The organism is Brevundimonas sp., assembly GCF_041648615.1.
In the GTDB taxonomy this organism is placed as follows: domain Bacteria; phylum Pseudomonadota; class Alphaproteobacteria; order Caulobacterales; family Caulobacteraceae; genus Brevundimonas.
Genome location: NZ_JBAZOS010000037.1, coordinates 19,054 through 28,646 on the forward strand (window position 1 = coordinate 19,054; position 9,593 = coordinate 28,646).

At 69.4% G+C, this 9,593-nt stretch carries 12 protein-coding genes; 2 read left to right on the plus strand and 10 right to left on the minus strand.

What is annotated here, in order from left to right:
• Positions 1 to 3 precede the first annotated feature (3 nt).
• The 4 genes from WC555_RS12850 to WC555_RS12865 are packed head-to-tail and all read right to left on the minus strand — an operon-like array spanning position 4 to position 2,358.
• On the minus strand, positions 4 to 435 hold the full coding sequence (locus WC555_RS12850; protein ID WP_373254122.1) for a DUF1178 family protein: 432 nt from the start codon (positions 433 to 435) through the stop codon (positions 4 to 6).
• Positions 432 to 1,268, minus strand: a complete 837-nt coding sequence (locus tag WC555_RS12855; protein ID WP_373254123.1) for a carbon-nitrogen hydrolase family protein — start codon at positions 1,266 to 1,268, stop codon at positions 432 to 434. The genes WC555_RS12850 and WC555_RS12855 overlap by 4 nt, the downstream gene beginning before the upstream one ends.
• Positions 1,268 to 1,525: a glutaredoxin 3 gene (gene grxC / locus WC555_RS12860; protein ID WP_373254124.1), complete on the minus strand. Its 258-nt coding sequence runs from the start codon at positions 1,523 to 1,525 to the stop codon at positions 1,268 to 1,270. The genes WC555_RS12855 and grxC overlap by 1 nt, the downstream gene beginning before the upstream one ends.
• Before the next feature lie 26 nt (positions 1,526 to 1,551).
• Entirely contained in the window at positions 1,552 to 2,358 is an 807-nt protein-coding gene (locus WC555_RS12865) for a ComF family protein (protein WP_373254125.1), read from the minus strand.
• On the opposite strand from WC555_RS12865, the gene WC555_RS12870 reads away from it, so the two are divergent.
• Positions 2,357 to 3,241 carry a methyltransferase domain-containing protein gene (locus tag WC555_RS12870; RefSeq protein ID WP_373254126.1) on the plus strand — a complete coding sequence of 295 codons (885 nt, stop codon included), beginning with the start codon at positions 2,357 to 2,359 and terminating at the stop codon, positions 3,239 to 3,241. The genes WC555_RS12865 and WC555_RS12870 overlap by 2 nt on opposite strands.
• Here the strand turns inward: WC555_RS12870 and WC555_RS12875 are convergent.
• From WC555_RS12875 to WC555_RS12900, 6 genes are read right to left on the minus strand one after another with little or no spacing between them, the layout of a single operon-like run.
• Entirely contained in the window at positions 3,238 to 3,420 is a 183-nt protein-coding gene (locus tag WC555_RS12875; protein ID WP_373254127.1) for a Flp family type IVb pilin, read from the minus strand. The two genes, WC555_RS12870 and WC555_RS12875, sit on opposite strands and share 4 nt — an antisense overlap.
• Before the next feature lie 20 nt (positions 3,421 to 3,440).
• Positions 3,441 to 3,845: a (deoxy)nucleoside triphosphate pyrophosphohydrolase gene (locus WC555_RS12880; RefSeq protein WP_373254128.1), complete on the minus strand. Its 405-nt coding sequence runs from the start codon at positions 3,843 to 3,845 to the stop codon at positions 3,441 to 3,443.
• Entirely contained in the window at positions 3,842 to 4,162 is a 321-nt protein-coding gene (locus WC555_RS12885) for a type II toxin-antitoxin system RelE/ParE family toxin (protein ID WP_373254130.1), read from the minus strand. The genes WC555_RS12880 and WC555_RS12885 overlap by 4 nt, the downstream gene beginning before the upstream one ends.
• Positions 4,140 to 4,352 (minus strand): hypothetical protein, encoded by a 213-nt coding sequence (locus WC555_RS12890; protein ID WP_373254131.1) that lies wholly within the window; start codon positions 4,350 to 4,352, stop codon positions 4,140 to 4,142. Before WC555_RS12890 ends, WC555_RS12885 begins: the two co-directional genes overlap by 23 nt.
• Positions 4,353 to 4,371: 19 nt before the next feature.
• The gene (argJ, locus tag WC555_RS12895; protein ID WP_373254133.1) at positions 4,372 to 5,772 is read right to left on the minus strand and encodes a bifunctional glutamate N-acetyltransferase/amino-acid acetyltransferase ArgJ; all 1,401 of its coding nucleotides are present in this window, start codon (positions 5,770 to 5,772) and stop codon (positions 4,372 to 4,374) included.
• Entirely contained in the window at positions 5,769 to 6,731 is a 963-nt protein-coding gene (locus WC555_RS12900; protein ID WP_373254135.1) for a peptidyl-prolyl cis-trans isomerase, read from the minus strand. The genes argJ and WC555_RS12900 overlap by 4 nt, the downstream gene beginning before the upstream one ends.
• 240 nt (positions 6,732 to 6,971) lie before the next feature.
• On the opposite strand from WC555_RS12900, the gene secA reads away from it, so the two are divergent.
• Positions 6,972 to 9,593: preprotein translocase subunit SecA (gene secA, locus WC555_RS12905; protein WP_373254136.1), on the plus strand; the 2,622-nt coding region annotated here is incomplete at its 3' end.

A 9,593-nucleotide genomic window follows, 5' to 3' on the forward strand; every position in this document is an offset into this window, starting at 1 on the left:
GGCTCAGTGCGCCTTGGCCGGATCGGGCGGCGGCGGCGGCAGGGCCGCGCAGGGGACGCCGTCGTCCTTCAGCTTCCTCACCTCGGCGGGCGTGGCCTCGCCGTAGATCTCGCGCTTCTCCGAACGGCCCTCGTGGATGTCGCGGGCATCGCGGGCGAAGGCGTCGCCGACATAGTCGAAATTCTGCTCGACGTGGTCGCGCACCTCGCGGGCGGCCTGCATCATCAGGGTCTGCAGACGGGCCGCGTCGGCCTGGAAGACGGCCTTTTTCGTGCCGGCGACGGCGGGCGACATGATCTGTTTTGACACGGCGCGCGAGCCGCAGTGCGGGCATTCGACCAGCCCGCGAGCGACCTGGTCGTCATAATCGGCCGAGGCGCTGAACCAGGCCTCGAAGCCGTGGTCATGCTCGCACTGGAGGGCGTAGCGGATCATTGCGGCCCCCGGAACGCCCGGTCGTGGGTCAACTGGGGGATGGCGGCGCGGGCGCGGTCGACCGCGTCGAAGTCCAGCGTCGCGAACAGCACCCCCGGCGCGTCATGATCCAGTTTCGCCACCACCTCGCCCCACGGCGCGACGACGGTCGAGCGGCCCCAGGTGCGGCGGCCATCCTCGTGCGTCCCGGCCTGGGCGGGGGCCAGGATCCAGCAGCCCGTCTCGATGGCGCGGGCCCGCAACATCGTCTCCCAATGCGCCTCGCCGGTGGGCGCGGTGAAGGCGGCGGGCACGGCGATCATCACCGCCCCGGCCTTCGCCAGCGCCCGGTACAGGTGCGGGAAGCGGATGTCGTAGCAGATGGTCAGGCCCAGCCGGCCCCAGGGCGTGTCGGCGACGACGGCGTCTTCACCCGGCCGGACCGTGGCGCTCTCGCGCCAGCGTTCGCCCGTCGGCAGGTCGACGTCGAAGACGTGCAGCTTGTCATAGGTCGAGACGACCTCGCCGCGGTCGTCGATCAGCAGCGACCGGTTGGCGGCCCGGTCGTCGTCCGCATGGCCCGAGCGGACGATGGCCGAGCCGATCAGCAGCCAGACGCCCAGTTCCCGGGCGAGTTCGCGCAGGGCCGCGACCGCCTCGTCCCGATCCTGGGTGGTCAGGGCGGCGGCGCGCCGGTCCTTGTCCCGGATCATGAAATTGGTCGCTTCCGGGGTCAGGATCAGCTTCGCCCCGCCCGCCGCCGCCTCGCGGATCAGCGGCTCGACATGGGCGAAGGCCGCCGCCGGCGAGGCGGGGGTGCGGGTCTGGATCAGGGCGATCGGAAGCGGGGCCATCAGGCCTCCAGCAATGCGTCCAGCGCGCCTTTCCGGTCAAGCGCATGCAGGTCATCGGAGCCGCCGACATGGTTTCCGTCGATGAAAATCTGCGGGAAGGTCATCCGTCCGTTGGACCGCTGGATCATCTCCTGCTTCTTCGCCGGGTCGCTGGAGGCGACGATCTCGGTGTAGTCGGCCCCCTTCTGGTCCAGCAGGGCCTTGGCGGCGTGGCAGTAGCCGCAACCGGGCTTGGTGTAGATGACGACGTCGGCCAAATGAGTCTCCTGAAAATCCGTCCGTACTATGTAGGCAGTTCACGGGCGGTTCGCACCCGGGCGACGACCGCGAGGTCGACGGCGCGCGCCCCGGCCTCAAGCAGGGCGCGGGCGCAGGCCTCGGCGGTGGCGCCTGTGGTCAACACATCGTCGACCAGAAGGATGCGGCGGCCCTTGATGCGGCGACGACCCTCGGCGGAGACCGTGAAGGCCTTGCCGACGTTGAGACGGCGACCGCGCGCGGACTTGCCGCCCTGGCTGGTGGTGTGGGTCTGGCGGACCAGGGTGTCGGGCAGATAGTCGAGACCGGCGTGGCGGGCCAGGGGCCGGGCGATCTCGGCGGCCTGGTTGAAGCGCCGCGACAACAGGCGCAGCCGGTGCAGCGGCACGGGGGCGACGGCGTCGGCCTCGGCCAGCAGGGGCGCCGCCGAGCGGCTGACCCAGCGGGCGAACAGGGGCGCGAACGGCTGATGGTCGCCGTGTTTGAACTTCAGGATCAGACCGCGCGAGGCGGCGTCATAGACGCAGGCGGCCCGGGCCCGGTCGAAGGCGTAGGGCCGGGCCACGCAGGCGGCGCAGCGCGGCGCGGCGAAGGCCCCGCCGTCCATCGCGAACCCGGCGCCGCAGCCGTCGCAGACCGGGTCCTCCAGAAACACCACGCGGCTCCAGGCGTCGGGCGTCAGGCCGGCCGAGGCGGCGGCCTCGGGGCTGTCCCAGGCCAGCGGCGGCAGCAGCAGATCGGTCAGGCCGCGCCCCAGCGACCGCGCGCCGCGCGTGATCTGCAGGCCGCCCGCTTTCAATCGGTCGCGCCAGCCCCCATCCTGCCGGGTCATGAGCCCCTCCTCCGGTCCCCCCCGCATCTTCGACGTTCCACGCCGCACGGCAAGGCTTGCGCGCAGTGAACGGACGATCGCGCGCGCCGACTTCCTGCACGCCCGCGCCGCCGACAACGCCGTGGGCAGTCTGGAGGCCCTGTTGCGGACGTGGCCGGACGTGCTGGACCTCTCGGCTCATCCCGGCGCCTTCGCCCGGGCCCTGAAGGGCAGCGCGGCCGAGGCGCGCGTGGGGCCTGTCGCCAACGCGGGCGACCGCGCCGCCCGGGCCGGCCCGGGCATGGCGGCGCTGGGCGTTCCCGACCAGTCGCAGGACCTGATCGTCTCCCTGATGAGCCTGCACTGGGCCAACGACCTGCCCGGCGCCCTGGCCCAGATCCGCCGGGCGCTGAAGCCGGACGGGCTGTTTCTGGGCACATTGCTGGGCGCGGGCACGCTGAAGGAGCTGCGCGCCGTGCTGACCGAGGCCGAACTGGAAGCGCGCGGCGGCGCACAGGCGCGGGTGTCGCCCTTCGCCGACGGCTTCGACGGCGCGGCCCTGCTGCAGCGGGCCGGCTTCGCCCTGCCGGTGGCCGATGTGGACCGGGTGACGGTGCGCTACCCCGATCTGTTCGCCCTGATCCGCGACCTGCGGGCCATGGGCGAGACCAATGTCCTGGCCGGGCCCCTGCGGCCGCTGACGCGCGCCATCACGGGGCGGGCGGCGGCGCTGTACGCCGGGCGGTTCGGCGAGGCGGACGGCCGCATTCCCGCGACCTTCGAGATCGTCCATCTGGCCGGCTGGGCCCCGCATGAGAGCCAGCAGAAGCCGCTGCCGCGCGGCTCGGCGAAGATGCGGCTGGCGGATGCGCTGGGGGTTCGGGAGCAGACGGGGGAGGATTAACCGCCCATCGCCGCCCGCAGCCTGTCCATGGCGGTGTTGAAGACGCCGCTGCCCGTCGCCCCGAAGGCCTGCAGGGCGCCGAGGATGACGAGGAACACCAGGGCCAGGATCATGCCGTATTCGATGGCCGTGGCTCCGCTCTCGTCGCGGCTGAAGCGGGCCAGGAAGCGTCGCAGCATCGGCCCCCTCCTTCCGGCGGCTAGAGCAGGTCGCGCAACCAGGCGACCAGGGGTTCGTCGGCCGGCGGCATGGGCCAGTCCGACAGCTGGTTCGGCCTCACCCATTTCAGCGCCGCATGCTCGCGGTTCTGAACCACGCCCGACCAGCGTCGGCATAGCCACAGTGGCATCAACAGGTGAAAGGATTCGTAAGCGTGGCTGGTGAATACGAACGGGGCCAGGCAGGCCTCGTTGACGTCGATGCCCAGTTCTTCCTTCAGCTCGCGGATCAGCGCCGCCTCGGGCCGTTCGCCGGGCTCGACCTTGCCGCCGGGGAATTCCCACAGGCCCGCCAGCTGCTTGCCCTCGGGCCTCTGGGCGATCAGCACGCGGCCGTCGGCGTCGATCAGGGCCACGGCGACGACGAGGACGGTGGGGAGGGTCATGGGCGGCGTTCGGCGATCAGATGCGAGAGGTCTCGCCCCCTGTAGGATACGCCGAGGATGTGCACGGTTTCTCCAAGGACGGCGAATTGAATGGCCGCCCGGCGGCGGATGGTCAGCACCCGGACCCGATCATCCTGCGGGTCGGCCTGAACGCCGATGAACGGAAACCACCTCAGACCTTCGCAAGCGCGCTTTATCTCAAGCAGGAATCGTTCGGCGGCGACTGGCCGGTCCGCGGCGATGTAGTCGAAGAGGTTGTCGAGATCCCGTTGGGCGTCACGCCGATAGATCAGATCAAGCGGCGCGGGCGACGGCACGCTTCATCCGTTGTTCCAGCCGATCCCAGAGCGCGTCGTGGCTGACGCCGTCGTCCGGATCATTCAACGCCGCCTGCACCTTGGCCCGCAACTGATCAAGCGCCGCAGGTGACAGCTTTCCCGCCGCGAGGTCATCAAACGCCCGATCATCCAGAAAGGCGTCAGGGGGTGTCGAAGTCGTGCCGCTCATACCCTGCATCCTACCACGATCAGCTGCGATAATCGCCGTTGATCTCGACGTAGCGCTTGGTCAGGTCGCAGGTCCAGACGGTGGCGGAGGCGCGGCCGGAGCCGACGTCGACGGTGATGTCGATCTCGGCGTTCTTCATATAGGCGCTCATTTTCGCCTCGTCGTAGGTCGGGGACGGGGCGCCGTCGACGGCGGCGACATGGGGGCCGAAACGGATGGCCAGGCGGTCGCGGTCGACCGGCTCCTCTGTCTTGCCGACGGCCATGACGACCCGGCCCCAGTTGGCGTCCTCGCCGGCGAGGGCGGTCTTGACCAGCGGGCTGTCGGCGATCGACTTGGCCAGCTTGCGGGCCGAGGCGGGCGAGGCCGCGCCCTCCACCGTGACGCGGACGAATTTGGTCGCGCCCTCGCCGTCGCGGACCAGCTGGTGGGCGAGGTCCAGCATGACCTTGTCGAGGGCGGCCGAGAAATCCTTCAGCCGACGGTCGCCGACGCGGCCGATGCGCGGCGCCCCGCTGGCGCCCGTGGCGAACACCAGGCAGGTGTCATTGGTCGAGGTGTCGCCGTCGACCGTGACGCTGTTGAAGGTGGTGCGGACGTGCAGGCCCAGCAGGGCGCGCAGCACCGACGGGGCGATGGCCGCGTCGGTGACGATGAAGCCCAGCATGGTGGCCATGTCGGGGGCGATCATGCCCGAGCCCTTGGCGATGCCGGCGATGCGGACCGTGTGGCCCTCGATCCTGCACTCGGCGTAGGCCCCCTTGGGGAAGGTGTCGGTGGTCATGATGCCCAGACCCGCCCGCGCCCATTGCTCGGTCGGGTGCATGTCGCCGTCGAGGGCGGTCTCGATGTCGTTCAGGCGGGCGGTGATCTTGCGGTCGTCCAGCACCACCCCGATCACCCCGGTCGAGGCCAGCATGACGTCGCGCTGGCGGCAGCCGAAGCGTTTGGCCACTTCGGAGGCGGTGCGCCGGGCGGCGTCCGCCCCGGCCTTGCCGGTGAAGGCGTTGGCGCAGCCGGCGTTGACGACCAGGCCGCGGACGTCGGCGCCGCCCCCGGTCCCGTCCAGCTGCCGCTTGCACCAGTCGACCGGCGCCGAGCCGATCTTGTGTCGGGTGAAGACCCCCGCGCAGGTGGTGCCGCGGGCGAAGTGGAAGACGACGAGGTCGTCGCGCTCATGTTTGTAAAAGCCGGCGCGGGCCGTGGCGATCTGCACCCCGCCGATGGGGGGAATGGTCGGGAAGGGCACGGCCAGGGGCGAGATTTCGAGACCGGGCTTGCCCGGCGCGGCGGGGACCGCCGGTTTCGGCGTCGGCGTGGTGGCGCGTTTCAGAGCCGTGGCCAGAGGGTCCAGCGCCTTTTCCAGCGCCTGTTCGAACTTCTGGCCGGTCGAGGCGCGGCCCTCGGGCGGACGGCTCACGACTTTTTCGCCGCGACGGGAGCGGCGGCGGGCGCGGGGGCCGGGGCCGGGGCCGGGGTGGCGGCCGACCGGGGCGCCGAGGCCGGTTCCTGGGATCCGGCGGCGTCGCCTTCCAGCAGAATGTCCACCTTCGCCTTGCCGCGCAGCTGCTCCAGCAGCTGGCGCACGCCCTCATAGGTCAGGTAGCGCACGATCTGCGGCCGGGCCTGCTCCAGGGTCGGCGGCGTTTCGCGGCGACGGTCCTCGACCCGCAGCACGGCCCAGCCGCCCTCGGTCTGGAACGGGCCGACGGTCGAGCCGGCCGGCTTGTCGCGCAGGGCGTTGGCGTAGGCCTCGGGCATCACGTCCAGCGTCCGGTAGCCCAGATCGCCGCCCGAATAGCGGGTGGCGTCGTCGATCGAGCTTTCGGCGGCCACGGCCTCGAAGGCCGCGCCCTGGGCCAGAATGCCGATGACGGCGTCGGCCTCGGGCCGGGTGCGCGACAGGATCAGGCGCACGCGGACCTCCTCGGAGGTCTGCGCCAGCCGGACCTGTTCCTGGTAGATGGTCTCGATCGACTTGTCGTCGATGGTGCCGTTGACGACCGTCTCGACCAGCATGTCGCCGAGGATGCGCTCGCGGGTCGCCTCCAGCCGGCGCTGGGCCAGGGCGGAGTTGTCCAGACCGCGACGGTCGGCCTCGGCGGCCAGCAGTTTCTGGTCGATGACCTCGTCCAGCACGCGGCGGAACAGGTCCGAGGTGACGTCCAGCGGCTCGCCCTCGCCCACCAGGCCTTGCGCCACCGCCTCGCGCTTGACGTCGGAGGCCCAGATGGTCTGGTCCTGGACCCTGGCCACGGCGCGGTCGCCGGGCTCGGGCGGACGGTCGGATCCGGCGCCCCGGCCACAGGCCGCCACGCCGAGCGACAGCGCCATGCAGGCGGCGATCAGGAGGGGTGCGAAGGGGGTGGAAAGCCTCATCGGGGGCGCGCTCCGTCACGGGGCGGGAAAGGCCCTCGCGTTGACAGGGATAAGGTCGGTGCTTAAGTCCCGCCTGCGCCCAAGTCGAGGGGTTTTCGAACGTTCGCGCGGCCCTCGCGCGCGCCTGTGTAGCAGGGCGCCGGGCCGACGACGCCGGAGACCTCCGGGCGAAGTCGTCGCCGCTCCTTCGAGACCTTCCAGTACCAGAGCCCCTGTCGCTCGCCCGCCTTCGGATCATCCATGCTCGGCATCGCCAAGAAGTTTTTCGGCTCCTCCAATGACCGCAAGGTCAAGGACTTCATGGGGCGGGTCCAGAAGATCAATGCGCTGGAGGACAAGTTCGCCGCCCTGTCGGATGACGAGCTGCGGATGATGACCGACGCCTTCCGCGACCGGCTGGCGGCGGGGGAGACCCTCGACAAGATCATGAACGAGGCCTTCGCGGTCGCCCGCGAGGCGTCCAAGCGGGTCCTCGGCCAGCGCCAGTACGACGTTCAGCTGGCCGGCGGCATGATCCTGCACGACGGCGGCATCGCCGAGATGCGCACCGGCGAGGGCAAGACCCTGGTCGCCGTGGCGGCGGTGTATCTGAACGCCCTGTCCGGCAAGGGCGTGCACGTCATCACCGTCAACGACTATCTGGCGCGGCGCGACGCCGAATGGATGGGACGCGTCTACCGCTTCCTCGGCATGGAAGTGGGCGTCATCGTCAACGGCCTGTCGTCGGGCCAGCGTCAGGCGGCCTATGCGGCCGACATCACCTACGGCACCAACAACGAATTCGGCTTCGACTATCTGCGCGACAACCTGGTCTATGACCGCAAGGAAATGGTGCAGCGGCCGCACCATTTCGCCATCGTCGACGAGGTCGACTCCATCCTGATCGACGAGGCGCGCACGCCGCTGATCATCTCGGGCCCGACCGAGGACCGCTCGGACCTGTATCTGATCGTCGACGGCATCATCAAGGAACTGATCGAGGACAAGACCACCTTCGACCTCGACGAGAAGCAGCGTCAGGCGCTGCTGACCGAGGAGGGCTCGGAGAAGATCGAACAGATCATGGAGGAGCGCGAGCTGTTCGCGCCCGACACCACCGGTCTGTACGATGCCGCCAACATCACCCTGGTCCACCACATCAACCAGGCCCTGCGCGCCAACACCCTGTATCAAAAGGACAAGGACTACATCATCAAGGCCGGCGAGGTCATGCTGATCGATGAGTTCACGGGCCGGATGATGACCGGGCGCCGGCTGTCCGAAGGCCTGCACCAGGCCATTGAGGCCAAGGAGGGCGTGAAGATCATGCCCGAGAACCAGACCCTGGCCTCGGTCACGATCCAGAACTATTTCCGCCTCTACGAAAAGCTGTCCGGCATGACCGGCACGGCCGCGACCGAGGCGCAGGAATTCCTCGACATCTACAAGATGGATGTCCTCGAGGTGCCGACCAACCGGCCCGTCAAACGCATCGACCACGATGACGAGATCTTCCGCACCGAGGCCGAGAAGAACCTGGCCATCGCCGGCCTGATCGCCGAATGCCACGTCAAGGGCCAGCCCATCCTGGTCGGCACCGTCTCGATCGAAAAGTCCGAGACCCTGTCCGAACTGCTCAAGACCCATGAGTACGAGGTCACGCTCAAGACCCTCAAACCGCAGCACGCCCGGCTGATGGAGATGGTCGTCAGCGAGGACGAGAAGGTCCGCCGTGAGGCCAAGAAGGCCTACGCCGCCCTGAAGGACGAGGACTTCGACATCGAGGTCAAGCGCGGCAAGGGCATTCCGCACAGCGTGCTGAACGCCCGCCAGCACGAGCAGGAAGCCTATATCGTCGCCGACGCCGGCCTGCCGGGCGTGGTCACCATCGCCACCAACATGGCCGGCCGCGGCACCGACATCCAGCTGGGCGGCAACCTGGAAATGCGGCTGCAGAAGTGGCGCCAGGAAAACCGCAACATGGCGGTCGAGATCACGCCGGAGATGGAGGCCGCGGAAGAGGCCCGTCTGAAGGCCGACATCGCCGTGCAGAAGCAGAAGTCGCTGGCCGCCGGCGGCCTGTTCGTGCTCGGCACCGAGCGTCACGAAAGCCGCCGCATCGACAACCAGCTGCGCGGCCGGACCGGCCGTCAGGGCGACCCCGGCACGTCGAAATTCTTCCTGTCCTGCGAGGACGACCTGCTGCGCATCTTCGCCGGCGACCGTCTGGACGCCATCATGCGCAGCTTCGGCGTCGCCGAGGGCGAGGCCATCTCGCATCCGTGGCTGAACCGCGCCGTCGAGACCGCCCAGAAGCGCGTCGAGACCCGCAACTACGATATCCGCAAGAATCTGCTGAAGTACGACGACGTCGTGAACGACCAGCGCAAGGCCGTGTTCGAGCAGCGCCAGGAGTTCATGGACTCGACCGATCTGTCCGAACTGGTCGGCGAGTTCCGCCATGACGTGATCTCGGACCTGATCGAAAAACATATGCCGCCCAAGGCCTATGCCGAGCAGTGGGACATCGACGGGCTGGACGAGAAGATCCGCTCGACCCTGGGTCTGGAGCTGCCGCTGCACGACTGGGCCGCCGAGGAAGGCGTGTCGAACGAGGAGATCGAGGAACGGGTCGTGGCCGCCGCCGACGCCCGGGCCGCCGAACGGATGGAGCAGATCGGCGCCGACCAGACGCGCGGTCTGGAGAAGCAGTTCCTGCTGCAGATGATCGACATGCAGTGGCGCGAGCATCTGGTCCATCTGGACCACCTGCGCGGCGTCATCGGCCTGCGCGGCTATGGCCAGCGCGATCCGCTGAACGAGTACAAGACCGAGGCCTTCAACCTGTTCGAGACGCTGCTGTACGAGCTGCGCCACAACGTC

Excerpts from the sequence above, each read along its gene's own strand:
- WC555_RS12850 (WP_373254122.1), bottom strand. The coding sequence starts at position 435 with ATGATCCGCTACGCCCTCCAGTGCGAGCATGACCACGGCTTCGAGGCC.
- WC555_RS12855 (WP_373254123.1), bottom strand. The coding sequence starts at position 1,268 with ATGGCCCCGCTTCCGATCGCCCTGATCCAGACCCGCACCCCCGCCTCG.
- WC555_RS12870 (WP_373254126.1), top strand. The coding sequence starts at position 2,357 with ATGAGCCCCTCCTCCGGTCCCCCCCGCATCTTCGACGTTCCACGCCGC.
- WC555_RS12865 (WP_373254125.1), bottom strand. The coding sequence starts at position 2,358 with ATGACCCGGCAGGATGGGGGCTGGCGCGACCGATTGAAAGCGGGCGGC.
- WC555_RS12875 (WP_373254127.1), bottom strand. The coding sequence starts at position 3,420 with ATGCTGCGACGCTTCCTGGCCCGCTTCAGCCGCGACGAGAGCGGAGCC.
- WC555_RS12880 (WP_373254128.1), bottom strand. The coding sequence starts at position 3,845 with ATGACCCTCCCCACCGTCCTCGTCGTCGCCGTGGCCCTGATCGACGCC.
- WC555_RS12890 (WP_373254131.1), bottom strand. The coding sequence starts at position 4,352 with ATGAGCGGCACGACTTCGACACCCCCTGACGCCTTTCTGGATGATCGG.
- WC555_RS12900 (WP_373254135.1), bottom strand. The coding sequence starts at position 6,731 with ATGAGGCTTTCCACCCCCTTCGCACCCCTCCTGATCGCCGCCTGCATG.